Origin of the sequence: Asaia prunellae JCM 25354 (assembly GCF_000613885.1) — a bacterium.
GTDB lineage: Bacteria > Pseudomonadota > Alphaproteobacteria > Acetobacterales > Acetobacteraceae > Asaia > Asaia prunellae.
The window spans coordinates 41,114-66,670 of the sequence record NZ_BAJV01000010.1; the positions used below are offsets into that span (position 1 = coordinate 41,114).

22 protein-coding genes and 2 pseudogenes are annotated in these 25,557 nt (G+C 56.5%); 12 read left to right on the forward strand and 12 right to left on the reverse strand.

Translation table 11 applies throughout. The annotated features are described in order from the left end of the window. Nucleotides 1-8: 8 nt before the first annotated feature. Genes JCM25354_RS09655 through JCM25354_RS09665 form a run of 3 tightly spaced genes read right to left on the reverse strand, consistent with a single transcriptional unit; the run spans nucleotide 9 to nucleotide 4,662 of the window. A complete protein-coding gene (locus JCM25354_RS09655) occupies nucleotides 9-842 on the reverse strand; it encodes an ATP-binding protein (RefSeq protein ID WP_025885861.1) in 834 nt (277 codons plus the stop codon). After that, nucleotides 800-3,397 carry an AAA family ATPase gene (locus JCM25354_RS09660; protein ID WP_025885862.1) on the reverse strand — a complete coding sequence of 866 codons (2,598 nt, stop codon included), beginning with the start codon at nucleotides 3,395-3,397 and terminating at the stop codon, nucleotides 800-802. Before JCM25354_RS09660 ends, JCM25354_RS09655 begins: the two co-directional genes overlap by 43 nt. Continuing rightward, nucleotides 3,394-4,662: a metallophosphoesterase family protein gene (locus JCM25354_RS09665; RefSeq protein WP_025885863.1), complete on the reverse strand. Its 1,269-nt coding sequence runs from the start codon at nucleotides 4,660-4,662 to the stop codon at nucleotides 3,394-3,396. The genes JCM25354_RS09660 and JCM25354_RS09665 overlap by 4 nt, the downstream gene beginning before the upstream one ends. Before the next feature lie 95 nt (nucleotides 4,663-4,757). Between JCM25354_RS09665 and JCM25354_RS09670 the strand changes: the two genes are divergently transcribed. Next, nucleotides 4,758-6,440: a Na+/H+ antiporter gene (locus JCM25354_RS09670; RefSeq protein WP_025885864.1), complete on the forward strand. Its 1,683-nt coding sequence runs from the start codon at nucleotides 4,758-4,760 to the stop codon at nucleotides 6,438-6,440. Nucleotides 6,441-6,466: 26 nt separating this feature from the next. Here the strand turns inward: JCM25354_RS09670 and JCM25354_RS09675 are convergent, their stop codons facing one another. The 4 genes from JCM25354_RS09675 to JCM25354_RS18035 form a co-directional block, all read right to left on the reverse strand. After that, entirely contained in the window at nucleotides 6,467-7,393 is a 927-nt protein-coding gene (locus JCM25354_RS09675) for a sugar phosphate isomerase/epimerase family protein (RefSeq protein WP_199899938.1), read from the reverse strand. Between the two features lie 170 nt (nucleotides 7,394-7,563). Continuing rightward, on the reverse strand, nucleotides 7,564-8,544 hold the full coding sequence (locus tag JCM25354_RS18030; protein WP_243444011.1) for a mechanosensitive ion channel family protein: 981 nt from the start codon (nucleotides 8,542-8,544) through the stop codon (nucleotides 7,564-7,566). Nucleotides 8,545-8,576: 32 nt separating this feature from the next. Then, nucleotides 8,577-8,768, reverse strand: a complete 192-nt coding sequence (locus JCM25354_RS22565) for a hypothetical protein (protein WP_243444012.1) — start codon at nucleotides 8,766-8,768, stop codon at nucleotides 8,577-8,579. Nucleotides 8,769-8,900: 132 nt separating this feature from the next. Further along, nucleotides 8,901-9,863 carry a bile acid:sodium symporter family protein gene (locus JCM25354_RS18035; RefSeq protein WP_035447335.1) on the reverse strand — a complete coding sequence of 321 codons (963 nt, stop codon included), beginning with the start codon at nucleotides 9,861-9,863 and terminating at the stop codon, nucleotides 8,901-8,903. Between the two features lie 145 nt (nucleotides 9,864-10,008). Here JCM25354_RS18035 and JCM25354_RS09690 point away from each other — a divergent pair, with 145 nt between their 5' ends. The 7 genes and pseudogenes from JCM25354_RS09690 (at nucleotide 10,009) to JCM25354_RS09715 (ending at nucleotide 15,557) form a co-directional block, all read left to right on the forward strand. After that, a complete protein-coding gene (locus tag JCM25354_RS09690) occupies nucleotides 10,009-10,626 on the forward strand; it encodes an NUDIX domain-containing protein (protein ID WP_025885866.1) in 618 nt (205 codons plus the stop codon). Nucleotides 10,627-10,770: 144 nt separating this feature from the next. Further along, nucleotides 10,771-11,580 (forward strand): DeoR/GlpR family DNA-binding transcription regulator, encoded by an 810-nt coding sequence (locus JCM25354_RS09695; protein WP_084294716.1) that lies wholly within the window; start codon nucleotides 10,771-10,773, stop codon nucleotides 11,578-11,580. 13 nt (nucleotides 11,581-11,593) lie between these two features. Beyond that, nucleotides 11,594-12,307, forward strand: a complete 714-nt coding sequence (locus JCM25354_RS23430; protein WP_369345757.1) for a sugar kinase — start codon at nucleotides 11,594-11,596, stop codon at nucleotides 12,305-12,307. Continuing rightward, entirely contained in the window at nucleotides 12,283-12,588 is a 306-nt protein-coding gene (locus JCM25354_RS23435) for a PfkB family carbohydrate kinase (protein ID WP_408734991.1), read from the forward strand. Before JCM25354_RS23430 ends, JCM25354_RS23435 begins: the two co-directional genes overlap by 25 nt. Further along, a pseudogene (locus tag JCM25354_RS18045) lies at nucleotides 12,585-13,832 on the forward strand (class II D-tagatose-bisphosphate aldolase non-catalytic subunit). Before JCM25354_RS23435 ends, JCM25354_RS18045 begins: the two are co-directional and overlap by 4 nt. A gap of 26 nt (nucleotides 13,833-13,858) precedes the next feature. Next, nucleotides 13,859-14,641: an L-iditol 2-dehydrogenase gene (locus JCM25354_RS09710; RefSeq protein WP_035447338.1), complete on the forward strand. Its 783-nt coding sequence runs from the start codon at nucleotides 13,859-13,861 to the stop codon at nucleotides 14,639-14,641. 118 nt (nucleotides 14,642-14,759) lie between these two features. Beyond that, nucleotides 14,760-15,557 carry an N-acetylmuramoyl-L-alanine amidase-like domain-containing protein gene (locus tag JCM25354_RS09715; RefSeq protein ID WP_025885869.1) on the forward strand — a complete coding sequence of 266 codons (798 nt, stop codon included), beginning with the start codon at nucleotides 14,760-14,762 and terminating at the stop codon, nucleotides 15,555-15,557. Nucleotides 15,558-15,564: 7 nt separating this feature from the next. On the opposite strand, the gene JCM25354_RS09720 is transcribed toward JCM25354_RS09715, so the two are convergent. Continuing rightward, nucleotides 15,565-16,518 carry a bifunctional helix-turn-helix transcriptional regulator/GNAT family N-acetyltransferase gene (locus JCM25354_RS09720; protein WP_025885870.1) on the reverse strand — a complete coding sequence of 318 codons (954 nt, stop codon included), beginning with the start codon at nucleotides 16,516-16,518 and terminating at the stop codon, nucleotides 15,565-15,567. 479 nt (nucleotides 16,519-16,997) lie between these two features. On the opposite strand from JCM25354_RS09720, the gene JCM25354_RS09730 reads away from it, so the two are divergent. The 4 genes from JCM25354_RS09730 to JCM25354_RS09745 are packed head-to-tail and all read left to right on the forward strand — an operon-like array spanning nucleotide 16,998 to nucleotide 21,194. Next, nucleotides 16,998-19,046, forward strand: coding sequence for a TonB-dependent siderophore receptor (locus JCM25354_RS09730; RefSeq protein WP_279379568.1), 2,049 nt, complete (start codon nucleotides 16,998-17,000; stop codon nucleotides 19,044-19,046). Further along, entirely contained in the window at nucleotides 19,046-19,324 is a 279-nt protein-coding gene (locus tag JCM25354_RS09735; RefSeq protein WP_025885873.1) for a hypothetical protein, read from the forward strand. The genes JCM25354_RS09730 and JCM25354_RS09735 overlap by 1 nt, the downstream gene beginning before the upstream one ends. Continuing rightward, nucleotides 19,321-19,629, forward strand: coding sequence for a hypothetical protein (locus JCM25354_RS18050; protein ID WP_025885874.1), 309 nt, complete (start codon nucleotides 19,321-19,323; stop codon nucleotides 19,627-19,629). Before JCM25354_RS09735 ends, JCM25354_RS18050 begins: the two co-directional genes overlap by 4 nt. Beyond that, complete coding sequence (locus tag JCM25354_RS09745; protein ID WP_025885875.1) at nucleotides 19,626-21,194, forward strand: PepSY-associated TM helix domain-containing protein; 1,569 nt, start codon at nucleotides 19,626-19,628, stop codon at nucleotides 21,192-21,194. Before JCM25354_RS18050 ends, JCM25354_RS09745 begins: the two co-directional genes overlap by 4 nt. A 123-nt stretch (nucleotides 21,195-21,317) precedes the next feature. On the opposite strand, the gene htpG is transcribed toward JCM25354_RS09745, so the two are convergent. The 4 genes and pseudogenes from htpG to JCM25354_RS18055 form a co-directional block, all read right to left on the reverse strand. Next, on the reverse strand, nucleotides 21,318-23,186 hold the full coding sequence (gene htpG / locus JCM25354_RS09750; protein ID WP_025885876.1) for a molecular chaperone HtpG: 1,869 nt from the start codon (nucleotides 23,184-23,186) through the stop codon (nucleotides 21,318-21,320). A gap of 76 nt (nucleotides 23,187-23,262) precedes the next feature. Further along, on the reverse strand, nucleotides 23,263-23,661 hold the full coding sequence (locus tag JCM25354_RS09755; protein WP_025885877.1) for an NUDIX hydrolase: 399 nt from the start codon (nucleotides 23,659-23,661) through the stop codon (nucleotides 23,263-23,265). A 30-nt stretch (nucleotides 23,662-23,691) separates the two neighbouring features. Then, complete coding sequence (locus JCM25354_RS09760; RefSeq protein ID WP_025885878.1) at nucleotides 23,692-24,342, reverse strand: HAD family hydrolase; 651 nt, start codon at nucleotides 24,340-24,342, stop codon at nucleotides 23,692-23,694. Between the two features lie 82 nt (nucleotides 24,343-24,424). Then, a pseudogene (locus tag JCM25354_RS18055) lies at nucleotides 24,425-25,533 on the reverse strand (glycerophosphodiester phosphodiesterase family protein). Nucleotides 25,534-25,557: the final 24 nt, after the last annotated feature.

A 25,557-nucleotide genomic window follows, 5' to 3' on the forward strand; every position in this document is an offset into this window, starting at 1 on the left:
CTCTGGCCTTACACGCTGTGTCTTGTAGCACCAAATTGTCCGGCCATTTCGGCCAGATGCGTATGATGGGTCATGAACAGGATCTGCTGGTGCCGGGCAATGCTGTTCAGTGTTGCAAAACCAGCTTCTGCGCGGGCCTCATCAAATGTGATGAACAGGTCATCGGCAATGAATGGCAGGGTGAAACCACGCATACGGGCCTGTTCAAGCGCTGCGAGACGCAGGCTGAGATAAAGCTGATCACGTGTGCCTTCACTCATGGCCGAGGCGCAAACCATTTTTTCGTTTTGCAACATGCCTGAAAGTTTCGGGGTCTTGCCTTCGTCATCAATGACGAGCTTCTGATATCGCCCGCAGGTAAGGGAGCTGAAGAGGCGCTCTGCCGCCCTGAGAAGAGGATTGCTGCTCTCCAGCCGCTGACGTTTGGCCACATGGGTGAGAACAAGTGTCTGGATACGGGCTTGCGCCCATTCTTCGGCGGCATGGGCCATTTCAGCCCGGCAGGATTCGATTTCGGCGGCCGCCTTGAGGGCGGCTTCGTCGTTTTCGATTTTGCGCAGGGATTCCCGGATTGCACCACTGCGAGAGAAAGCTGCGTTGCGCTGCTGCTCGAGCTCATTCTGTTCGCTGTCGAGTGCGTCGAGCCGGGTAGCAATCAGGTCAGGGTCGGTTTCTCTGGCCTGGGATTGCAGCTGAGCCAGATCAAGCCCGTCCGACTGTTCGGAAATCCGGTGTTCGCGCTGCTTCCTGTTATCCTGGGCGCGATAATAGCGGCTTTCTTCTTTAAGAACCGGGCGGATCATTTCGATACTGGTCGTCTCAAGGCGCTGCAGGAAAGGCATGAATTCATCGCGTAGCCTTTCCAGAGCCGTGTCAGCGGTGGCGCAGGCTTCGGTTTTTTCCCTGATCTGGACGTCCTGACGGTCAGCGTGTTCCTGGTCCTGCCTTGAACTGAGCAGCGCTTCATATAAGGCTGATACTGCGCCATGGGTGTTGTCAGAACAAGATCATTTTCCCGGTCGAGACTGACCATGAAGAGACGGAATTCTTCCTCAAGGGTAGCAATCTCAGTCCTGTATGCTGTCAGGGCTGCGCGTCGGTATGCAAGAGTATTGGCCTTTTGTCGCAGGTCAGTCAGTTTCTGCACCTCATCGAGGGACCAGACGGGGGTGTCCGGCAGGACTTCGTGCCAGCGTGTCTCCAGATTTTTTCGGTCCTGGGCAATAGCCTCTCCCTCGTACTGCCTAGCCTGCAAGGTGGCCCTGGCAATATCATGCTCCTTCTCGCGTTCCGAGAAACGGGCAGCCTCTTTCTCGCGATCGAGACTTTGCTTTCTGGCGTCAATCAGCGTGTCTGACAGCGTGTCATAAGGCGCCAGATCGGGCAGAAGCGCGCGTAAAGTCGACAGTATGGTCTTTCGGGTCCGGGTCGCGGCTTCATGCTCTGTCTTGAGGGTCTCAAAACGTGTGCGTGTCTCGAGGGCCTTCTGTCTCAATGCCAGCCAGCCCGGCAGATGATCCGGTGGCAGGAGGGGAAGGCCCCGCTCTGTGAGCACTTCCCGCCATTCGCGTTCAGCCTCATCATGCGCCTCAATCAGGGCGTCGAGCCGTGAAGCCTGCTGCTTGCGTTCCAGAATGCAGCGTTCGACAGCATGGTCAGTCTGGCTCAGTCTGGCCAGTATTTCGGCATTATCAAAGCGGCGATCGGCAGACTGATCGGCTAGGAGGCGTGAGGCCAGATAGGCATCGCGTTTTTGCGTATCGTAGGGCGCTGTCATCAGAGCGTCGAAAAGCCCGTTCCGTTGGGCGCGCTCCTGATTGAGTGTGGCAAGCGAGACAATATCACGCTGTTCAATCTGGGCCTTTTCGAGCAGATGGCGCTCCCTCTCATCATCCAGCGTGCGTATTGCCTCTCTGAGCAAGGCAATGGTTTTTTCTCTCTCACGCCAGTTATCGCGTTGCGTTTCCAGAAAGCCGGGCTCGGGAACGGCCATTGTATCCAGCATCTGCGGATCGTCTTGCCATGGCAGAAGGTTACGCAGAGACTGATCCATCTGCGTTCTGGTTTCACGCAGAGTCCGTTCGAGCGTGTTTATGGTGGTGTCGATATCACGAACCGCTGCCGCTTGCTCCAATGCGTTCTGTAACGGACGCAGGGCAGGAGGGATGTCCGCGCCCAGACTGGCTTCGGCCCGGGCCAGATTTTCCCGTGCGGCATTGTAGTTCCGACGCCAGTTTTCCTCACGCAGACCCAGTGCATCATACGACCTTGCCAGAGGGCGGAGCTGGGCAAGCAATTCTTCACCGGGAAGGTGAGACAGGATTTCTTCCGCCGTGCCGGTATAGCCTCCGGCCTGAAGCGCAGCTTCCATCCCGTTCAGTTGTGTTTCTTCCTCATGATCGGTCTGGCGATGGCCAAGTGCTTCGAATCTGGTTCTGAAGGCCCGGATTTCGGTCTCATGAGACAGAAGGTCGAGATCCGGCTGATAGCCGGCACGGGTTTCAGTCAGACCATCAAGCTTTTGCTGAAGGTCGTTTCTTTTTTGCACCGCGTCAGTCCAGCGATGCAGAAGGTGATCAAACTGCTCGTGTTCCTGCGGAGTAAAAAGTGGTGCAGGGGCAGCCTGAAGAAAGGCGTTGAGCCCGTCGAGCTCTATCAACTCTGTCCGAAGGCGTTTCAGTCTTTCGAGACGGGCGCGTTCATGCCGCAGAGCCGTAATGGCCTCTTCCAGATCCTTTCGGCTGGCCTCGATCGCGCGGGCTTCATTATTCAGGGCGGTCCAGGTGTCGCGGGCTCGTTCTGCGGCGAGGAGGTCGGAGCGTGCAGTATCAAAAGCTTTTTTCAATTCGCCGAGCTTCGTGCCGCGGCCGCCTTTCTTCCAGATGGCACCGGCTTTGGTATCGAGCGCATCAAGCACGCTTTGCACGTTTTCGAGCCCGAAACCTGCTGCCAGAAGCTGCTGGCCGAGATCGCCCTCAAAGCGTGCCATGGCATCGCCACCGGCGCGCAGGCGCTGATGATCGAGGCTCCACATGCGTTCGAACGCTGCCCGATCCACGCTGCCCAGCCAGCTTATCAGAGCGTTTTCATCGAGCGGTGTGGTGTCGTCAGGTGCCAGTAGCGTCTGTGCACGGCCTCGCTTGCGAATGATCGCAAGCCGTGTGTTGTCCTGCTCAAGCGTGGCCCCCACGCGCAGCAGGGACGCGTCGAAAAGCCAGTCCTGCGATTTGAGATTGGGAAAGCCGAAAAGCAGGTCGCTTATGGCAGAAAGTGTTGTCGACTTGCCTGCTTCATTGGCGCCATACAAAACCTGAAAATCTGCAGGGCTGGCCGGGAAATCGTAATGCCGGTCAGCAAAATTGCCGTAGCGGATGAGGTCGAGACGGACAATTCTCACGGCGCATCTCCCATGCCGGAGAGACTGTCGCACAGAGCCTCGTTCAGCTCGGGGAGGATTGAGCCCCAGTCGTGCTGCCTGATGCGGGCCAGAAGGGAGTCCGGGGCAATATCGCCGAGATTGAGCGTGTTGAGAAACGGGTCGAGTTCATCGCCAAGCGATTTCAGAAGCGCCTCGTCACCGGCCGCGTCATGGATGAGACCGGAAAGAGCAAAAATCTCGTCTTCAGTTGGTCTGGTCAGGCTCTGGGTAACGAGAGGTGAGGTTTTGAGAACCAGCTTTTCGAGTTCGATTTCTCCACCACTCATTGCGGCCAGATGCTGGGCGGTTTCACGCAGGGCAGGACCCTGACGCCTCAGCGCGTCATGAAGCTGTGTTGTCCCTTCCACGATCAGACGCACCACAGTGAGATGGCTTGCATGATCCCGGGCCATATCACGAAGAAAATCTCCCAGACGCTCTTCAAGAGACGCCATGCTCTCCAGCCCGGTGCAATCGAAATGGGCGACATGCCATCTCACGACATCGCAGGTGATGGGGGTAATGGACTCGATGCGGTGATCCGTCACCGTCACGAGCACAACACCCTTTTCACCTGTTTCGCGGATATGGCGGCCCTGCAGAACGCCCGGAAAGACGATCGGCGTGCCATCTGTCAGGATCATCCGTTCATGCACATGGCCAAGAGCCCAGTAATCATAGTTCTTGGCGCGAAGGGCTTCAGGGGTGCAGGGAGCATAGGTTTCGTGCTGGCCATGGCCGGACAGAGAGGTATGCAGTACACCGATATTGAAATAGTCCTGAACGGATGTCGGATAGGCGGGCGTCATGTCATGGGGAATGTGCCTGTTCGCAAAACTCTGGCCATGCAGGGCCACGCCAAGATGATCGATCAGGAAACTTCCGGGGTTTGATGACGGGAACCGGTCGATACCCGCAGGCAGTGGCAGATCACGCGTCAGAACCGATGCGGCATCATGATTACCTTGTAGCAGGAAGACCCTGATGCCATGGGCGATCAGGCGACCAAGCGCGCTGGCCATGTAGTGGCCGGTACTGATCGTTTTCCAGCTGCCATCATAGAGATCGCCTGCAATAATAACGAACGCGACTTCATGCTCGATAGCGACGCGAACCATATTGTCGAGTGCACGACGCGATGCAGAGCGAATGCGGTCGATAGACAAATCGTCATGCCGCTCCAGCCCTTTGAGTGGGCTATCAAGATGAAGATCGGCCGCGTGCAGAAAGCGAAAGGAGCTCATACGCGCCTTTCTATAGTATTCTGCGTCATTATGCGCCGACGAAAACCGGAGGATCCTCCCATTGTCATCTCGCGCTAAAAAATGGCCAGAGAGTCATGATACCAGCAGATAATATCCTTCTCCTTCTCGTACTTGCAGCACTGAGCAGCCTGCTTACGCGCCTGCTCAAAAGCCGTATACCACTGCCTCTTATCCAGATCGTTCTGGGGATCTGTGCGGCATTGGTCGGTGTCAGGATCGGGCTGCGTCCCGATCTCTTTATGCTGGTTTTCCTGCCACCATTGCTGTTTGCCGATGCCTTTCGCATGCCACTGCGTGAGTTTCACGAATTACGGGGGACGATTTTCTTTCTGGCTTTCGGGCTGGTGTTGTTCAGTACGATTTTCTGTGGCTATGCCATTCACTGGCTGATCCCGACTTTGGCGCTCCCTTGCTGTTTTGCACTGGCCGCGGCCCTGTCACCCACTGACACGGTTGCCGTTTCAAGCCTTCTGGCCGGGCGTCATGTGCCAGAGCGCATGATTCACGTACTGTCCGGCGAGGCCCTGTTCAACGACGCGTCAGGGCTTGTCTGTTTTCGCTTTGCGATGGCAGCCGCACTGACCGGTGAGTTTTCGTACCGTCAGGCCTTTGATGCTTTCCTGCTTGTGGCGTTTGGCGGTATGGCGATTGGGTCGGTCATTGCGTATATCTCGGCACGTCTCAACCGGTTTCTGCTGCGCCGCGGTTACGATGATCCGCCCTTGCAGATCACGCTGATGATTCTGCTGCCCTTCGTGACCTATATCGTGGCCGAGGCGGCGCATTGCTCAGGTATTCTGGCTTCCGTTGCGGCCTGCATGGTCATCAAGATGATGGGGATGATCGAAGAGACGAATACGGCAACCAGACTGCAGGCGACGACGGTCTGGGGCATGGTGAATTATATCTTCAATGCGCTGATCTTCCTGCTTCTTGGCCTGCAGCTTCCCGATCTGCTGCATAGCGGCATCGACATGGCGCATGAACGACAGGTTTCCCTTCTGCAGCTCGTAGCTCTGGTTTGCGCTGTTTATCTCATTATGACCGGCCTTCGTTTCATAGGCATCTGGTTCTCGATACTGCGCCGATGGGGGGTAGCGCGGTGGACTAAAAAACCTTTTGCCTGGCCAGGTTTTCTCGCTTCACTCCTGCTGACTTTTGCCGGTGCGCGTGGTGCGGTGACGCTGGCTGCCGTCCTGTCGCTGCCTGTTGCGGGTAGCGCGCTTGGCGCATTTCCCTCCCGTGACCTGCTGATCACAATAGCTGCCGGTGTGATCGTCGTCTCGCTGATTGGCGCTGGTATTTTCATGCCACTCTGTATCCGCTTCCTGCCAGCTTCAGGGATGGACCGGCATGCTGTCGAAGAAACAATGGCGCGCCAGAGCCTACTGCGCAGCGCTATTGAGAAGCTCCGTGACCGAGAGACGCACAGTGCCGATCTGCCAGAGAGTACGGTGCAGGATCAGGAGCTGAAACAGGATGTGATTGATCGTCTGGAGAGAAGTTATGAAAATCGCCTGAGTCAGATTGATGAGTCTCATCAGGCATCATTGATGGATCGTCAGCGCGCTCTGCGCCGTGAGAGACTGGAACTGGCTATTCGTCTTCTGGTGTTGCGCGCCCAGAGGCAGACCCTGCACCGGCTTTTCGTCGAGCGTGCCATCAATGATCAGACGGAGTGGGAATTGCAGAAGGAGCTGGATTTTGAGGAGCAGCTCCTTCGATCACGTGTCCTGCGCCTTCCGAAAGATATATGAGCCACGCCGGAGCGTGGCTCGATCATTCAGATCATGCTGCGTTTGCTGAGCTCGCGTCGCATGGTGTCGAGCATGAAGCGTGAGGAGCCCTCTGCACGTTCTTCCCAGGCAAAGACGCAGGAAGAGAGAACGCCATCAAAGCGGATTTCGGCGAGTGTATCGAAAAACGCCGTCCAGTCGATTTCGCCCTGACCGATATCGAGATGCTGATGCACGCGCACTTTCGAGCCCGGCGGGTTGACGATGTAGCGCAGCTCCGATGATTTGCGGTGATCGAACGTATCGGCCACACGAATATGCACGAGAATATCGGCTGCCTCGCGCAGCATCGACGCCATGTCCTCGCCATAGAAAAAGGTGTGAGGCACGATGTAGGACATTCTGACCGCGTCAGAGCCGATATTGCGGATGATATCAACAGCAGGATGGAAGGTTTCCACCCAGTCTTCCGGATGGGGCTCGAGAGAGAGGGTGATGCCTGAACGCTCCAGAACGGGCACCAGATCATCCATCGATCGCCAGAAGGCCGCCTCGCAGGTTTCGGGAGTGGCGACACCGGGTGGCAGACCCGATGAGCGCTCGGGCGAGGTGCCACGTCCGAACTCCGAAACCATCAGGGGGCATTCCATTTCCGATGCGATCTCGATGGCCCGTTTCCAGTAGCGTATCGCGACCTGACGTTCCTCCTCGATCGGGCTCGACCAGCGATACATGGGCTGCAGGGTGGAAAGCTCGGTACCGTTGTCACGCAGGGCCGCCTTGAAGTCGCGTATGCGTTGTGATGTCGCGCGCGGCATGACCCACCAGTCCAGAAAATCGGCGCGGGGTGACAGTTCGATGCCATCAAAACCATAGCCCGATACCGTTCTGGCAATCTCGGGCAAGGAAAGATGGCGTTGCATATAGGGGTCGAGAACCAGTTTCACCGGGTAATTCCCTTTGACAGAGGTCATTCCGGACCAGAATTCCTTGACCCGGTCCGGTCTTTTCAATGTCTAGAGCGTCAGCCATGCGCTGTTATGTGCAAAGTTGATCTAAAGCCATCAGTAATGGCTTTGCATGGTTGTTCCGGCACTGGTCTCTCCCGCCTGCCTGCCCAGGGTGCAATGGCCGAAGTCCGGTATCAGCGGGCTGCCGGGCGCATATCCGGACCGTTATACTGACCACCGCTCATCGGGCGATTGACGGGAGGAGAAACCAGTGTGTCTGGCCAGGCGGGTTCATTGGCAGCACCCGGCACGATGGCGGTACGTCCCCGTGGGAGTGATTGCGGAAGTTCTTCGCGCAGGCGTTTCAGCATGCGTTCGCGCAGATCACAGCAGAGATTCCACATGCCATTGGCATCGCTGGCGCCAGCGATGAGGCGGATCGAGATAACCTGGGCATTGCTGTCTGCGATCTGACAGCCGACAGAACTCATATCATGGTCCCAGTTCGGGCAAGCTTTGAGCTCCTCATGGAAGAGGCGACGCACGTCATCCACAGGCGTCTGGTAGTCGAGCCAGAGAAAGACAGAGCCGATGAGCGAAGGGGAACTATGTGTCCAGTTCTGGAACGGGTTCTCGAGGAAATAGGCAATCGGCACAATATAGCGTCTGCGATCCCAGGTACGCAGCACGACATAGGTGGCGTTGATTTCTTCCACATAGGCCCAGTCGCCATTGAGGATCAGCATATCTTCCATACGGATGGGCTGGGTGATGGCGATCTGGATACCGGCAATCAGATTCGACAGTGCAGGCCTGGCGGAAAGACCGACTACAAGGGAGGCAGCACCTGCGGAAGCGAATAAGGAGACGCCATACTGGCGGACGGACTCAAAGACCATCAGCGCTGCTCCTACAGTGATGACACCACAGGTGATTTCAATCAGGCGGCGCAGAATACGGATCTGGGTCTGATGAGCGCGTACAGTAATATCATCGACCTGGGCACGATTGGCGATACGGTCTAGATATTTATCCGTGCCGAAACGGAATGCCTTGATAAGGCCAAATCCGATCGTGATGATAAATGCAAACGCGAAGAAATGCGCCAGAAACTGGATGGTGGTCGGCGCGAAGCCGGTTGTGGCTGGCAGGGCTGCGCTGGCAGCCACGATCATCAGCAGCAGTCGGACATGGTTCTGCAGACGGCCTATGGTCTCGTGAATGAAGCAATGCGCCGTAATCCAGGGAGACGAGGCAGAGCTTCTGTAATCAGGCGACTGAAAAGCAGCGCAAACAGGGCGGCAGCGCAGAGAAGCAGGGTCGAGGCGAGTGAAGGCGGCAGCCAGTCGAACCAGACGAGAATTCTCGACATGGAGTGTACATAGTCTTGCTTGATCACAGGCTCTCCTGACATCTGATGGGGAGAGCGTCAGGGTATCATATCATCGTGCTGTCTCTGACGCTCCGCTTCGTGGTGTTAACCACTCACCTGTCAGGCGTTTCCCCTAAAAGAGATGTAAGGAAAGAGGCTTCAGTCCTCTGCCCCGGCAGAATGCCGTGCCGCAAAGCGACGAGCGAGCAAGGTGCAAAGGAAGAGCTGTATCTGATGATACATCATCAAGGGCAGTACGATCGTACCAACCGTGGCCGCCGGAAAAAGGATATTGGCCATCGGCACACCGGTTGCGAGGGATTTTTTCGACCCGCAGAACATGAGTGAGATACTGCTCGCGTCACTGAACCTCGCAACACGCCCCAGACCACGGGAGAGAAACAGGACCAGAGCCAGCAACAGGGTGTCGAACAGCGCAGTAATCAGCAGATCCCGAAGAGAAACGCGATGCCAGATCCCTTCAATGACAGCGTGGCTGAAGGCCGTATAGACAACAAGAATGATCGAACCACGATCGCTGAGGGATAGCAGTTTCTTGTTACGTCTGGCCCATTCGCCCAGACGGGTATGCAGAAGCTGACCCAGCCCGAAAGGAAGAAGAAGCTGGGTTGCGATATCAATGATCGCCTGACCCGACCAGACATTGCCACGCTGGACGATGAGGGCAACCAGAACGGGCGTGGCTACGATGCCGGCCAGATTGGAAAGCGTCGCCGCGCAGATCGAGGCGGGAACATTGCCGCGAGCAATCGAGGTCAGGGCGATCGAGCTCTGAACCGTTGAAGGCAGGCAGCACAGAAACAGTACGCCGCGCCACATATCCGGTTTGAGCAGGCCTGGTATGAGCGCATGCAACAGGATGCCAAGAACGGGAAAAAGCAGAAAGGTGCAGCCCAGTACGCTTCCCTGTAACCGCCAGTCGCGTACGCTTTCCAGCACGGCTCTGGGTTCGAGCCGGGCGCCCTGCAGAAAGAACATGACGGCAATGCAAAGTGTCGTCAGGTGGGTAAGCAGCTCTGCACCCATCCCGTAACAGGGAATAAAGGTCGCGAGGATAATGGCGGCGATCAGGCTCAGAAGAAACGGGTCTAGTTTGCGCATGGGGAGTGGTTTCCTCCGCCCGGGGGGACTTTGGCAAGGAGCTGTTTCAAACGTGATGTCAGAGTTCGGACGCAAAAGACAGATCTGCAATCCCTGAAGGTCTTTCCGCGCTAGCGTCGTACAGGACTTTCAGTCAGGAGGTGTCATGAGTCGGAAGGATGCGGAAATGGATGCCAGACGCATAACACTGGGAAAAAAAGAGGTCCTGTCAGATCATTGGGGAACGCTTTCACGTTACAGTTTTGAGTATAGTCGAAGGGACGGCACGCTTCAGCATCTGACACGCGAGGTTTATGATCGCGGCGATGGTGCGGCAATTCTGCTGTATAACAAGACGCAGAACACGGTCATTCTGACGCGGCAAATGCGGTTCCCCGTTTTTCTCAGGGATGGCCAGGGTGATCTGATCGAATGCTGTGCCGGCATGCTGGACGGTGAAGATCCGGAAGTGGCGATCAGACGCGAAGCAGAGGAAGAAACAGGCATCGCTGTCAAAGATATCGAGGAGGTTGCCGCGGTTTATATGAGCCCTGGTGCGGTGACGGAACGTCTGCATCTCTTCATCGGTGCCTATACGGGTGCCATGCGCATTGGCGCTGGAGGCGGCCTGGCTCAGGAAGGTGAGGAAATCACCGTGCTCGAACTGCCTTTTCCGGAAGCCATGAGCATGATTCCTGATGGTCGCATTGCTGATGCCAAGACGATCATTCTGCTGCAACAGGTCGCCCTGAAAGGGCTCTGTACATTTTTACCTTCCGTGTAAGCGGCTGGCCCCTGACGCCGGAGACGGCACCGGAAACAGGTCTCACAACACAATGGTGTGAGACCTGACTGATGAAGCTTACAGAAAACTGAAAATGTCTTATCTTTCGAAAGTAAGGTTTTCGTTTCGAAAGATAGTTCCAGAATGTCGATGGGGGTTAACAGTGCGACGTTAAAGCGTCGTCTCGGCATTGTTGATGCCGTCAGGCGGGCCGGATTTGTGCGCACGGAAGCTCTGGCTGATCAGTTCTCCGTTTCGATGGTCACAATAAGATCCGATCTTGCCTACCTTCAAAGTCAGAATCTTGTCATCAGGACGAATGGCGGCGCACAGCCTGCCTATGGTTATGCAGTCAATGCGCCACTGGACGAGAGTCCCACCCTTTCCGAGGCGCGGGCTCTTGCCCGAGCGGTGGCGTTCAGATTGCAACCGGGGCAGTGCGTCTTTCTCGATAATTCCCTGGCCGCCTCTTTCGTGCCTGTTCATGCGACAGTGGCCAATCTGCGCTTCGTCGTGAACAGTTTCGAGACCTATCATCTCGCCAGTCGCTGCTGTGATGGAGCCGTATCGCTTCTGGGTGGCGAATATGACCGGCTCGGCTATCCGCTGGTCAGCCCCGCAGCCAGTCATGCACTTTCTTTCTATGATCTCGATCTGGCAGTGATTTCAGTCTCCCAGATTAGCAAGGCCGGTTTTTCCCTTCTGGACCAGACGGGCAATTGTCTTGAGGCGGCCATAGAGCGTGCCAGGCAGGTCTTTTTGCTGACTGATCGTCTGGACCGGACAGAGGCGGATGCACCCTTGCTGGAATGGCGCAATACCATGTCTGTTCTTCATGGTGGCAGCCACCTGATGGTGCGGTGCTGTGCGAGGACTGGAGCGCTTTTGGCGGGGATACAACAGGCTCCGAATAAGGGCGGGGCCGGGTTTTGCTGTTTTTCTTTTCTCATTTGACGGATATCCAAGCATGGCATCCAGTTTTCTGATGGATCAGACCGCCGACACACCCCGTTGTATCGTTACAATTGGCGAGATCGTGGTGGAGATCATGGCTGAAACCCAGGGGGTCGGTTTTCTGGAACCGCTTGCCCTCAGAGGGCCTTACCCCTCCGGAGCACCTGCGATCTTCATTGATCAGGTAGCCAAACTCGGTGGTGATTGTGGAATGATTTCTGCCGTCGGCCATGATGATTTCGGTACGCTCAATATCGAGCGCCTCAAGCGTGACGGGGTGGATGTTTCGGCAATCCTGCGGGCTGATTCCTATTCTACCGGGAGTGCTTTCGTACGATATCGTCCTGATGGCAGCCGTGATTTCGTGTATAATATCCGGCATTCTGCCTGCGCCCAGATCGGCTTGCATGAAGCAGCACGTACTCTGCTCAAACGCGCCACGCATTTTCATGTCATGGGTTCGTCCCTTTTCTCTTTCCCGATTATCGATGCGGTGACCACGGCAGTTCATCAGGTCAAGGCGCAGGGCGGCACGATCTCCTTTGATCCGAACATCCGCAAGGAAATGCTCGATATTCCCGATATGCGTGCCGCTCTCGAACTGATGTTGCAGGAATGCGATATCTTTCTGCCAGTGGGCCAGAGTTGCTGTTGTTCTGCCAGGGTACGACGCAGGAAGAGGCTATCAGCGAAATCCTCGATATGGGTGTGTCGGAAATCGTACTGAAACAGGGTCATGAAGGCGCAACCTGTTTCAGCGCTGATAAAACGATTCACAATCCCGGTTTTGCCGTGCAGGAGATCGACCCGACCGGGGCAGGTGACTGTTTCGGTGCGACCTATGTGACCTGCCGCCTCTCGGGAAAGACACGTGAGGATTCCCTGCGCTACGCCTGTGCATCGGGCTCTCGTGCTGTTTCGGTTTTCGGGCCGATGGAGGGTACTTCGGGTTTTGCGGAACTTGATCAAGTGATTGCCGGAGCAGCTATGAAAGGCGTCGCATCATGAGTAATTCTCTGCTCAGGGGGCTGCGTATTGCTTACGACAAAGGAGAAACGCGGGCCCTCATTTCGGTCTGTTCGGCGCATCCTGTCGTTATCGAGGCCGCCCTGCTTCATGCAGCGTCGCGCAAACAGCCCGCTCTGATCGAGGCGACCTGCAATCAGGTCAATCAGGAGGGTGGTTATACGGGCATGACCCCTGCCGGTTTTCGGGATTTTGTTTTTGGCATTGCAGATCGCATCAGCTTTCCGCGTGATCAGATCATTCTGGGCGGTGATCATCTGGGCCCGAATCCATGGAAAAGCCTGCCTCCAGGCGAGGCGTTGCAGAAAGCCTCCGACATGATCGCGGCTTATGCACAGGCCGGGTTTACCAAGCTGCATCTTGATGCCAGCATGGGGTGCAAGGGCGAGAAGGAGCATCTGCCGGACGCTGTTGTAGCCGAACGTGCCGTCATGCTGGCCAGCCGGGCCGAAAGCGTTGCGCCCGGACAGGCTGTCTATGTGATCGGTACCGAAATTCCGACACCGGGTGGTGCAACAGAGGCGTTCGATCATGTCGTCCCCACGACGCCGGATGCTGTGCGGGCCACATATCATGTGCATGAGGCGGCTTTTCGTGATGCGCTTCCTGCGGCCTGGCCCCGTGTCATCGGCATTGTGGTGCAGCCGGGCGTGGAGTTTGGTCATGAGGATGTTGCCATTTATCAGCCTGATGCGGCGCGCGCGCTGGTTACGAGCCTTGCCGACTTGCCGGGGCTGGTTTTCGAGGCACATTCTACCGATTATCAGCGGCACCTCTCTGGCGCAGCTCAAGCGTGATGGTTTCAGCATTCTCAAGGTGGGGCCTGAATTAAGCTTTGCCTTGCGCGAGGCGCTTTATGGTCTTGATGCCATAAGAAACTTCAGGGAGCCGCAAACAATATCGCTTGTTTCGGTCATGGAGCAGGTGATGCTGGCATCACCTGCAAACTGGCAGAGTCATTATCATGGCGACGCAGCATGCAGCGCGTCCTGCGGCATTTCAGCTATAGTGACCGTATTCGCTATTACTGGCCGGTACCCGAGGCCGCAAAGGCTGTTCAGGATCTGATGCAGTCACTGGGCGGAAGTGCCGTGCCGGAGACGTTGATCAGCCAGTATCTGCCGCGCTTTTTCGATCGTGTGAAAGCCGGCGCGCTGCCTGCCGAGCCCGAGAAACTTCAGCTTCAATCGGTCCGGGATGTTCTGGATCGCTACGAAACGCTGTGACTGGCACAGCGACAGGAACCAAAGACATGAGCACCAACAAGACGTTGCAGGATCGTGTTGCTTTTATCACCGGCGCTGCGCGCGGCATTGGCCGCGCTCTTGCCGAACGCTACGCGCAGGAAGGTGCGAAAGTGGTGATCGGGGATCTGAATGAGGCAGGCGCAGTCAATGCAGCCGCGGCTCTGGGCGAGGGGCATCTTGGCGTAAGGCTGGATGTGACACAGCAGGAGTCGATTGACGCAGCTCTTGCTGCCATTATCGCGCGTTATGGTCGTATTGATATTCTCGTCAATAACGCCGGATTATTCGATCTTGCCCCGACGGTCGAAATCACGCGCGAGAGCTATCACCGCGTTTTTGCGGTTAATGTCGAAGGCCTGCTTTTTACACTCCAGGCTGTGGCCCGTCAGATGATCGCACAGGGAGAGGGCGGCAAGATTATCAATTTCGCCTCCCAGGCGGGGCGACGGGGCGAACCGCTAGTCGGTATTTATTGTGCTTCGAAAGCGGCGGTTATTTCGCTGACGCAAAGCACGGGGCTCGACCTCATCAAATACGGCATCAATGTCAATGCGATTGCGCCGGGTGTGGTCGATAATGAGCACTGGGATGATGTTGATCGTCGCTTTGCACAATATGAGAATCTGCCGCTCGGTGAGAAAAAGCGTATCGTTGGCGCTTCGGTTCCGTTCGGACGTATGGCAAAACCCGAGGAAATAGGCGGTCTGGCCGTATTCCTGGCGTCGAAGGATGCTGATTATATTGTTTCCCAGACCTATAATATCGATGGTGGTAACTGGATGAGCTGATAGTCCCCGTCTGGCATAAAGCGGGCGCAGGCGACCGGTGCCGGGCCGGTCGTCCTTTATCTGGCGACTGTTTCTTGCAACTCTGCTCCCATATTGTTCGACGCTGGGGGAGAAAGCCATGCTGGGATTTTTGTATCGTTACGCTTTGGGTTTTCTGCTGATTGGTCTTGCGCCTTTTGCGGCACAGGCCGCAGAAATCCGTTTTATGCCTGATGACCGTGTCCATGCCGCGCAGATCGAGCAGCAAACGGCATCCATCAGCGATTTTGCCGCACGTGTCGCTGCTGTCTCAGCCGGTTTCCTGGGGACGCCGTATATAGCCAATACGCTGATTGGCGGGGCAGATGTTCCGGAGGTGCTTGTGATCCGGTTTGATGGCGTGGACTGCTATACGTTCGTTGATCTGGTTCGCGCCCTGGCTTTGTCAGGGAACGAGAAAACCCTGATCAGCACGCTGGCGGCAACGCGCTATCACAATGGCCAGGTCACCTATCTGGAGCGTCGCCATTTTCTGACAGACTGGGCGGAGATAACGCCGCAGAACGCCCGTGATATTACACGCAGCCTGTCATCTCATGTCGAGGTGACACCCAAGGCGCTCAATCGCCGGGCTGATGGCGGTGTCTATATCAAGGGGCTTCCTGTACGTTCGCGCAATATCGCCCATCTTTCACCCGAGTTTCTGACTCCCGCTGTCGCAGCAAAAATCCATACGGGTGATGTGATTGGCATTTACACCAGGCTTGAGGGTCTTGATGTGACCCATACCGGTCTGGCGATCTGGAAAAACGGAATTCTGTATTTCCGCAACGCATCATCCCTGAAAGCCAATATGAAGGTGGTTGATACACCGCTGTCCGCCTATCTTGCGGGCAAACCGGGTTTTCTTGTGCTGCGTATGGTTGAGGCAGGCTGAGCGGTTTTCATTCCGGGGTACGGTTTTTTGCCGCGGCTGCCGTGGACTGGGAGGAGAGGGGGCATTCCCAGTCTTCTCCGAGAACCGGCGTACCAAAACGGGTATGCACGGCACTTGCAATGCAGGTGAAGCCGTTTCGGGCATAAAGACGGCGCGCAGGCTCAAGGATGGCGCTGGTCCAGAGAACCGCGCGTTCATAGTGATGCGCACGCGCGAAAGAAAGACAATGCTGTACCAGCGCATCGCCGATGCCACGCCTGCGGGCAAAGGGCTCGACATGCAGAAGGCGTAGCCGGGCAGCGCCATTGCCTTCATCGGTCAGAAATACCCCACCGGCCATCACACCGTCCAGTTCGGCAATCCAGCATCCCTCGCGTTCCGGTTTGAAATGACGCAGAAACGTCGCGACACTATCGGCAATCAGGCATTCGAGATCATGTCCCCATCCATGGCTTTCTGCATAAAGCGCAGATTGCCGGGCGGCGATCAGGCTGGGCTCACCGGGGCGTGCTGCGCGAAGTGTGAAACTGGCCTCGCTCTGAGGGGCCAGAAGTCGCCGCGCATGGGACAATGCGCGTACGAGATCCTGTTGCTCGCTCGGGGAGATGCCAGCAAGACTGTCCCTGACAGCCTTCCTGATTTGTGCATCAATTCTGGCGAGCCTGACGCGACCCTGCTCTGTTAGCCGGATCAGACAGGCATAACGGTCCTGTTCTGACTGATCTGTCGAGATAAGGTTTTCACGCTCGAATTGGGTGATCAGGCGGCAGAGACAGTCGCGATCCATATGCATGACGTCTTGCAAGGTCGCTACGTGTACTGGTGTACGCTGCGCAATTTCGAAGAGCAGTCCGGCCTCGGATGAACTCATATCGCAACCGGGAAATCGAGCGTCAATGACACCGATCTGGTGCATGTAAAACCGGTTGAAACGTCGAACAGCCTCGATCCTGTCTTCCATGGCCTGTCTTCCTCATTCATAGGCACCCTTTTCGGGATCTTTGAAACCTTCAGGCTAGGAGTGCTGGAGCGGCCTGTCACTTCACCTTGCCGGGTGAAGAAGCATGTGTGGCTTTGCCGCTTCACTGACTGAATGAAAGCTGACTCCTCGAACAGTATGCAATTGACAATGACTCGCATTTAAAACAAGTGCTGCTCGGGTTTTGAACAGCTTGATGTGAATTTTAAAACGATGCGCAGGATAATCGGTCTCGTCGCCCTTGCCGCGGCAAGTGCCTCCTCTCTGACGGCTGCTCTGGCAGAAGACAGCCAGCCGGACTCGATTGTACGAAAAAAACCTGCGCATGAAAAAACGGATCAGCAGAAGCAGGCAGAGGCGAGGCGTGACAAGCGCATAAGGACAAGATCGACGAGGTTATAGTCGTTTCTGCTACCGGCCTTTCCCAAGCCGGTGCTACCACGAAAACCCGTACACCGATCATCGAGTCCCCGCAGACAATCTCGATCGTGACGCGCGAGGAAATCGAGTTGCGCGCCTCTCCGACAATTGCGGATGCCCTGTCCTACATGGCGGGCGTACAGGCTGAGCCGTCCGGTATCGATAACCGTGTAGACGAAGTGTCGGTACGTGGTTTTGGTGCAGGCGGGTTTTCATCAAACAATAATTTTGTTGATGGGCTGCGTCTTCCATCAGGTGGGCAGTGGACGCGCACGTCTTTTGATCCTTTTGCCTTGCAGCAGATTGAAGTGCTCAAGGGCCCGTCGGGTGCGCTCTACGGACAGACGGCACCCGGTGGCATTGTCAATCTGACGACCAAGCGCCCGACCGAGAAATCGCATGGTGAGTTTTTTCTTCAGACCATCGGTTATACGAAGCTTGGCAACTGGCAAGGGCAGGCTTCCGGCGACGTCTCGGGAAAGCTTAATAAGTCAGGAACGGTTCGTGGTCGTATCGTTGCCGTAGCGCGTTACGGTGGCACGCAGGTCAATGATGTCAATAGCGGGCGTTATTACGTCTCGCCAAGTCTGACCTGGGCTTATGCACCAGGGTCCACATGGACTCTTCTGGCGCAATATCAGCGCGACGCAGGGGGCTCGACGTTCCAGTTTCTGCCTAAGACCGGCACGCTTGTCTCATCCAGGGGGCGTTATATTGCCAATGATGCGAATATTGGCGAGCCCGACTGGAACAATTTCGACCGTACCCAAGCACTGGCGGGGTCATTCCTTGAACATCGTTTCAGCCGTATCGTCACACTGCGGAATAACACGCGTTATACCTATCTCGACAATCTCTATCGTTCGACCGTTCTGTCCGGTGATACGCTGACCAAGTGTGCGGCCAGTGTCAAAGGCTGCGTACCCTATGAGACAGTCAATCGCCGAGCGGTCGAAGGACGCGGACGGTCGCAGGGTGTGGCAACCGATACCCAGCTTGAAGTAAAGGCAAGAACGGGCATCGTCCGTCATACATTCCTTGTTGGCACGGATTATTTCTACACGAACTGGGAAAGCTCGCGCGACCTGGTCAATTCGGCGCTCGTGCTGCCAATGCTCAATATTTTTGATCCGGTTGCACGTGGAACAAAGGGGTATTCGGCAGGGCTTGCGCCTCAGGTTTATGGCGCGACCGAGTCACAGCAGAACGGTATTTATTTTCAGGATCAGATAAAGATTCAGAATCTCTATATTACCGTGGGTGGCCGGGAGGATTGGGCCAGGGACAACACGCTCAATATTCTAACCCAGAAGCGGTATCTGAACAATAATGACAAGTTTACGTGGCGGGCTGGCGCTGTTTATCGCACCAAAATCGGTCTGGCACCCTATTTCAGCTATGCGACGTCTTTTCAGCCGCAAGTGTCAGACCCCTCCACGGCGCTCGACAACAAGCCATTCAAGCCGACAACAGGGGATCAGTATGAAGCCGGTCTGCGCTATCAGTATGGCAAGAATATCTATGTCACTTTTGGCGCCTATCAGATCAAGCAGCGTAATGTGACCACGCCTGATCCGGGCGGCGTTCTGTGCGGTACAACAACCTGTCTTGTTCAGACCGGCGAGATGCGTGCACGCGGCCTGGAGCTGGAAGGCCGCGCGACGTTGCCCTGGGATATGGCCGTTATCTTTACGGGAACGCGTAGCGACGCGACGATTACAAAGTCCAACACGCTGTCCCAGATCGGCAATTATATGAATGCCGCTCCGAAATGGATGGCCTCTCTTTTCGTGGATCAGCGTCTGTTGCATGGCCCGATGCGCGGGGCCGGGTTTGGTGGCGGTGTGCGTTACACGGGTCATTCCTATGGCGATACGGCCAATACGCTTTCGATCCCGGGCTATACGCTTTTCGACATGTTCCTGCGTTACGATTTCGGTGTGGCGCGCCCGCGCTATGACGGGCTCTCCTTCTCACTAAATATGCGCAATATTGCGAACAAGCGTTTTGTGGCCACCTGCACGGCGGTTTCTGCCTGTTATTATGGCCAGGGCCGCAGCCTGACCATGCGTCTGGAGTATCGCTGGTAATGGCAGCGCCGCTATTCGTCTTGCTGGGCATGGGTCTGATTCTGGGCGCCTCGGCTCTTTTCTATCTGGCCGCGCATCAACAGCAGATTCTGCGGCAGCGCCTCGCTTTTCGACCCTGCATGATCGGCGGGTTTCTGGCGAGTATCCTCTCCTGTCTCGCGTTCTCTTCAGCGACCAGTCCTCTGGTCGGGGTGTTCATGGCTTTCGTTGCCCTGATGCTGGTGCTCAGCCTGAGTCCGATTGCGATTGCGCTCGTTGTCGGGAAAGGGCGCCCATGAAAAAGAAACCACTCGATAACCGGCGCTGGCTGGCCAAGGCTCTCGCGGGACTCATTCCCGGGGCAGTTCTGTCTCTGGGTGTGATGGTGCTGGTGGGGCATCTCTGCGGCAGTACGGGTAATCCGATGACAATGTCGGCGCAGTGGCTCATGTGGCTCGCGGCGTTTCTCTGGATCATCTGCATCTGTGCCTGCTTCCTGTTCCGTACCGGTCTGGGGGCATGGCTCGGCTTTGGCTGGATGGCTTGCCTCGTATGGCTGATCAATACGCTGATCTCGGGTTCTGATGTGTCGGGGGGGTCATGAAACTGCGTGCCGATATCGCAAACGTCTATCGTGAGCTCCATAGCTGGGTAGGTGTTGTAGCAGGATTATTCCTGTTTATTGCCTTTTATGCGGGTGCCATCAGCATGTTCGAGCCTGCGCTTGAAACCTGGCTTACACCGCGCATATCTCTGCCCGAGGCGGTTCCTCTGGAGCGCGCGCCCGAATTGATGGGGAAGGTTTTTGCGGCATTTCCCGAAAGCCGCAGAAGCTACACTATCGTGGTATCAACTGATCCCGATCATCCTGCGCGTATGGTCTGGTCTCCACATCCCGCACGGCATGGACACGGTTCCCAAACTCTCATGATGGCGGCGCTTGATTCCCGGGGGAGACTGGTTACAGCGCAGCGCAGACCGTCTTCAGTGGCACAAGTCATCGATACATTGCATCAGCAGATGGGGCTCCCTTTACCTCATGAGCCAGCAATGATTGTGATGGGTTTCATCACACTCGGTTATGCACTGGCGCTTGTTTCCGGCACGTTGATCTTTCTTCCGGCCCTCGCGAGAGCGATTTTCGCAGTCCGACTGAAAGGCAGTGTCCGTCGGAAATGGCTCGACCTGCATAATCTTCTGGGTTTCTGCTCGCTGCCGTTTCATATCGTTATGGCACTAACCTCTGTTGTCTTTGCTTTTCACGATGTGATTTTCACTGTGCAGGCCGAATTTCTGTCCCATGAACAGGGTGAGGTCCGTCAGGGCGGGCATGGCATGCGAGCCATGGCGGCCCTTTCACAACAGGGGATGCATCCTGCTCATGAGACGACGGCCCTGACACCGGCAGAGGTCGTCTCCATTCTCTCACGTGAGGTTCCCGGCTTTACGCCTGATACACTGGATTATTCCACCCGCCCCGGGAGTGTTCCAATGCTGCGTATAGCGGGTCACGACCCCGGTCATATCATGCGAGGGCCGAACAGTGGTTTCACCACCATGGATCCTTTCACCGGGCGTCTGCTCTGGCGCGATTATCTCCCGGGATATCAGTCGCGCAGCTTTGCTGCCCTGACAAGTTTCTTTTCCCTGCATTTTGGCAGTTATGGCGGTGCGCCGGTTCGCTGGGCCTATCTGGTGCTTGGTTTTGCCGGAGCGTTTCTGTTTTACACGGGTAACAGACTCTGGATTGCCGTTCGCCGACGCAAGGAAAAGGCTTCGGGTCTGGAGAGTGATACTCGCGGTACGCGGATATTATGGCGTCTGACAGTCGGGTGTTGTGCCGGGTGCATGGCAGGTATTGCCATTATCCTGCTTGTCGCGATGTTTCAGCCTGGTCTGAACGTCCGTCTTTCGCCCTTCTGGCTATATCAGGGCGTGTTCTGGCTATTTATGGGGCTGGCCTGCCTTGGAATACTGGACGGCTTCTGGTTCTTTCTTGTGGCATCAATACTCAATCTGGCCGTAGTCGCGGGTGCGTTGCGCCATTTTGGAACAGATAGCGAGACATCTCTTGGCGTAGCGCTTGTGGCACTCGTATTGGGAGTTTCTGTCGGATACAGCCTGTGGCGCAAGATGAGACTGCGCTCTGTCCCCTCATCAGCGCATTGAATCGTTGTTGAGGGGCAGGATCGATACTGAAGGCTTCAGACGACGTATGAGGTTTTCAGTCAAACGAAATGTCTGAAGGCAATCCCCGGGGCATTACTGCCTGCCGGGGATTACTTCTGGTTTTCAGGCCGTAGCGGCACTGGTCAGCATGGCTGTCAGGCGCTGTGCGAAACCTGCGGCATCAGGCAGGGTTTCGCCATCCTGAATACGGGCGACGTCAAGCAGAACACGGGCGAAATCGGCCACGCTCTCGCCTTTTTCCACACGTGCTGCCAGATCGCGGATCAGCGGATGATGCGGGTTGATTTCCATGATTGGAGCAGCAGGGGGCATGCCCTGACCCGAACGACGCATCAGACGCTGCATCATGAGGTCCGGACCACCCTCGCTCGTAATCACCACGGCGCTGCCAACCAGACGGACCGTGCCGCGTACATCCTTCACATCCTCACCAAGGGCTTCCTTCAAAGCCGGGATCAGCTTGTCGAGATCCGCAGCCTCACCCTCTGGTGTGGGGGCTTCGAACTTTTCAAGATCGCCATGAGCCTGATTGATGGATTTCAGCGTCTTGTCTTCATAGGAAGAAAGACGATCGGGCCAGAAGCCATCGACCTGGTCGGAGAGCAGAAGTACTTCGATACCACGGGCACGGAAGCCTTCGAGCTGAGGCGAGGCTGCAAGTGCTTCTGCGTTTTCGCCCGTAAGGTAATAAATTGCGTCCTGACCCGGCTTCATGCGCGACAGATAGGCGTCGAGCGTGGTGGGGTCATCAGATGCTGTTGAGCGGAAGCGGGAGAGAGCTGCGAGTTCCTGACGGTGCTCGGAATCCTCCCAGATCCCTTCCTTGATGATCGGTCCGAAATTCTCCCAGAACGTGCCAAAGGCTTCGGCATTTTCCGTATCCTTGGCGCGGTTCCTGATCTCGGTCATCACGCGCTTGGTCACGGCCTTGCGGATGCGCTGCAGTACAGGGGTCGATTGCAGCATTTCACGCGAGACGTTCAGCGGCAGGTCTTCAGTGTCGACAACCCCTTTCACAAAGCGCAGCCAAGCCGGCAGGAGCTCGGCTTCATCGGTGATGAACATGCGGCGCACATGGAGATGCACCTTGCTCTCACGCGACTGCTCCATGAAGTCGAACGGACGCGCACCGGGGATGAACAGCAGTGCCGTGAATTCAGTCGTGCCTTCCGCGCTCCAGTGCAGGGTCGCATAGGGTTCGTCGAACTGATGGGCAACGTGGCGATAGAATTCGGTGTACTGCTCGGGCGTGATGTCGGATTTCGACTTCCGCCACAGAGCTGTGCCCTCATTGGCCGATTTGTCTTCCTCACCTTCGCGCAACGTGATCGGCCAGGAGATATGGTCGGCCCATTTGCGGATGATGGAACGCAGACGCCAGGCATCAAGGAACTCATCGGCATCGGTTTTGACATGAAGGATGATGTCTGTGCCGGGGAGTTCGCGTGTAGCAGGGGCAATTGTATAGGCACCCTTGCCGTCAGACGACCACTGCCATGCCTGATCGGAACCGGGCTCGCGTGAAATCACGTCCACCTTGTCGGCCACCATGAAGGCTGCATAGAAGCCGACCCCGAACTGTCCGATCAGGCTCGGGCGGTCTTCGGGCTTGGCGCTGTTCAGCTTCTCGCCGAAGGCGCGCGTTCCTGAGCGGGCGATCGTGCCGAGATTGCTGGCCAGTTCCTCACGGCTCATGCCTGCGCCGTTATCGCTGATGGTCAGCAGGCGGGCGTCCTTGTCAGGGTTGATGCGAATGGAGGCATCGGCGGGCAGGGCCTTGGCGGCGTCGGTCAGCGCTTCGAAACGGCGCTTGTCAGAAGCATCGGCGGCATTGGCGACCAGCTCGCGCAGGAAGATCTCGCGCTCGGAATAAAGGGCATGCACCACGAGGTCGAGCAGGCGTCCGACTTCTGCGCTGAACTCGTGTTTCTCGGCACCCTGAACCTGATCTTTTTCGGTGTTTTCGGTCATGGAGATCCCTCAAGACTGTGATGGTGCCGTAACGGCACCGATTTGCAGGGGAAAGTAGAAATGCATTTTTCTTTTTTCAAGAGATGCCCGCATATAAGGGCAGGACGCAATCGCGCGTCAGGGGAGCCAGAGGCAATGCGCGCGCGTCATGCGGAGTCAGCCAGCGCGCTTCGGCAATTTCGGCGGCAGTGCTGACCGTACCATTCCAGAGCAGGGTGAAGAGCTCGGCGCGCACGATATACCCTGGCTCATTGGCTGCCGGAGCTTCAATCTGTCTCTGAAAAAGACAGGCTTCCGGTCTGGCATGCAGGTTGAGCTCCTCGCCGAGCTCGCGAATGAGCGTGTCACACGGCTTTTCGTTCGGCTCGATCTTGCCGCCGGGCTGCATGAACATTTCTGTGCCTCGTTTGCGCACCAGAAGAATGCGCCCGGCCCCGTCATGGAGCAGGGCGGCAGCGATATGAATGATGCGCATGAAGGCTTCAGATCGTCTCGGCAAGAATGTTCAGACGGTCGTCATCGTTCTGATGGACCTGAGTGCCTCATAGCCCGGAACGGTCGGATGCGGGACATCCATTTCATGTTTATGGGTGGCTGTGATTACGACCACACTGGCATTAGCGGCTTCACCTGCCTTGATTCCTGCCGGGGCATCCTCGAACACAACACAGTTTTCTGCCTTGAAGCCCAGACGCTGCGCACCGAGCAGAAAGCAGTCCGGAGCGGGTTTGCCATTCGGGACGTCTTCTGCCGTGATGACGACTTCTGGCAAGGGCAGACCGGCAATCCGGATGCGCTTGAGGGCGAGTTCACGCGAGGCCGAGGTGACAATGGCCCAGCGATCCTGAGGCAGGCTGGTCAAAAAGGCCCTGGCGCCGGGAATGGGATCAATGCCATGCGTGTCTTCCATCTCGCGGCTGGTGATCCAGTGTGCTTCTGCTGCCGGGTCGACGCCCGGCAGTTTCTGGCGGCGAATGGTCTCAATGGTCTGCACGCCGTGAATGGTGGGAAGGAATTTTTCGACATCCAGGCCATGCTTTTGCGCCCAGAGAGTCCAGACACGCTCCGCTGCGATGATGGAGGTCAGAATCGTGCCATCCATGTCAAACAGGAAGGCATCGAAAGCTTTACCGGGGAACAGGTCGTGCTCGGCCAAGAGAGATCTCCGTCAGGAATACAGGTCATGCGAGGTGCGAGACCCTGCATGACCTGTTCAACGCAGGCAAGCGCGTGCCGGATCAACCCGCCGTGTCGACCGCCAGGCGTCCGAGTGCCGGATCATCGGTGAAAAACCCGTCCAGACCCATATCAAGATAGCGTTTGACCTCGGCGATCATGCCTTTGGGGTTACGGGCATTCAGTGCTCCGCCCTCGCGGAGTTCTTTCGGCAGACAGTAGTTTTCAGGGCGCGCCGTATAGGAATGGACCAGAAGACCTGCTTCATGCGCATCGGTGATCAGTGTGGTGGGTGTTCCCCATGAGCCATCGGGCTTGCGCGGAATCAGATCGGTATTGGACGGGCCAATCACATCTGCAAACTGACGTATTTCTCTCAGACCTTCAGGCTTCATGAAATCGCCAAAGGTTTTTGTAGCGCTTTTACCCAGAAGATCTGGCGGGGTCTGACCAGGTTCACCCATCAGGAACATCACGCGCGCCTGCGGATTGATGGCACGTGTCTTCTCTCCTATCGCCTTGAGATTGGTTGTCTCGAAAGACTGGAGTTCCAACGGCGCCTGACGGGTATATTCATGCACTGCGATGGTTCGCAGGAAGTCGTTTCAGGGTCCAGACCAAGACTGTGGAAATGGGTGGAGTTCTTGATTTCAGGGATCAGCCCGAAAACCTTGCCGCGTGCGGCGGACTCACCAGCCACAAAATCGATTACCTCCTCGAAGGTCGGGACATCGAAATGACCGTCATAGCGGGTGTTATGCGGACGAAGCTGAGGCAGACGCTCTTTGGCTCGCAGGGTCTTGAGTTCAGCAAGTGTGAAATCTGTCGTGAACCAGCCCGTTTCCTTCTGGCCATCAATAGTCAGGCTGCGCTTTCGTCCCGCAAATTCCGGACGTGAGGCGACATCGGTGGTATCCGCGATATTGCTCTCATGGCGTACGATCAGAACGCCGTCTTTCGTCATGACGAGATCCGGCTCGATGTAATCGGCGCCGTCTTCCATGGCTTTTGCATAAGAGGCGAGCGTGTGTTCGGGCCGCAGCTGATGCACCACGATGAGCAAAAACAAGCGGTCTTGGTGCAAGAGAGGGCGCGGCGAAGCTTTTGTGGAAAAGGTTGGGGCGCAGATCCCGGCCAGGCCGAGAAACAGGGTGTGACGACGTGACAGCAAATCGGCTCTCCTGAATTATGATCC

Excerpts from the sequence above, each read along its gene's own strand:
- JCM25354_RS09655 (WP_025885861.1), bottom strand. The coding sequence starts at position 842 with ATGCCTTTCCTGCAGCGCCTTGAGACGACCAGTATCGAAATGATCCGC.
- JCM25354_RS09665 (WP_025885863.1), bottom strand. The coding sequence starts at position 4,662 with ATGAGCTCCTTTCGCTTTCTGCACGCGGCCGATCTTCATCTTGATAGC.
- JCM25354_RS09670 (WP_025885864.1), top strand. The coding sequence starts at position 4,758 with ATGATACCAGCAGATAATATCCTTCTCCTTCTCGTACTTGCAGCACTG.
- JCM25354_RS09675 (WP_199899938.1), bottom strand. The coding sequence starts at position 7,393 with ATGACCTCTGTCAAAGGGAATTACCCGGTGAAACTGGTTCTCGACCCC.
- JCM25354_RS18030 (WP_243444011.1), bottom strand. The coding sequence starts at position 8,544 with ATGATCGTGGCTGCCAGCGCAGCCCTGCCAGCCACAACCGGCTTCGCG.
- JCM25354_RS18035 (WP_035447335.1), bottom strand. The coding sequence starts at position 9,863 with ATGCGCAAACTAGACCCGTTTCTTCTGAGCCTGATCGCCGCCATTATC.
- JCM25354_RS09690 (WP_025885866.1), top strand. The coding sequence starts at position 10,009 with ATGAGTCGGAAGGATGCGGAAATGGATGCCAGACGCATAACACTGGGA.
- JCM25354_RS09695 (WP_084294716.1), top strand. The coding sequence starts at position 10,771 with ATGTCGATGGGGGTTAACAGTGCGACGTTAAAGCGTCGTCTCGGCATT.
- JCM25354_RS23430 (WP_369345757.1), top strand. The coding sequence starts at position 11,594 with ATGGCATCCAGTTTTCTGATGGATCAGACCGCCGACACACCCCGTTGT.
- JCM25354_RS23435 (WP_408734991.1), top strand. The coding sequence starts at position 12,283 with ATGGGTGTGTCGGAAATCGTACTGAAACAGGGTCATGAAGGCGCAACC.
- JCM25354_RS09710 (WP_035447338.1), top strand. The coding sequence starts at position 13,859 with ATGAGCACCAACAAGACGTTGCAGGATCGTGTTGCTTTTATCACCGGC.
- JCM25354_RS09715 (WP_025885869.1), top strand. The coding sequence starts at position 14,760 with ATGCTGGGATTTTTGTATCGTTACGCTTTGGGTTTTCTGCTGATTGGT.
- JCM25354_RS09720 (WP_025885870.1), bottom strand. The coding sequence starts at position 16,518 with ATGGAAGACAGGATCGAGGCTGTTCGACGTTTCAACCGGTTTTACATG.
- JCM25354_RS09735 (WP_025885873.1), top strand. The coding sequence starts at position 19,046 with ATGGCAGCGCCGCTATTCGTCTTGCTGGGCATGGGTCTGATTCTGGGC.
- JCM25354_RS18050 (WP_025885874.1), top strand. The coding sequence starts at position 19,321 with ATGAAAAAGAAACCACTCGATAACCGGCGCTGGCTGGCCAAGGCTCTC.
- JCM25354_RS09745 (WP_025885875.1), top strand. The coding sequence starts at position 19,626 with ATGAAACTGCGTGCCGATATCGCAAACGTCTATCGTGAGCTCCATAGC.
- htpG (WP_025885876.1), bottom strand. The coding sequence starts at position 23,186 with ATGACCGAAAACACCGAAAAAGATCAGGTTCAGGGTGCCGAGAAACAC.
- JCM25354_RS09755 (WP_025885877.1), bottom strand. The coding sequence starts at position 23,661 with ATGCGCATCATTCATATCGCTGCCGCCCTGCTCCATGACGGGGCCGGG.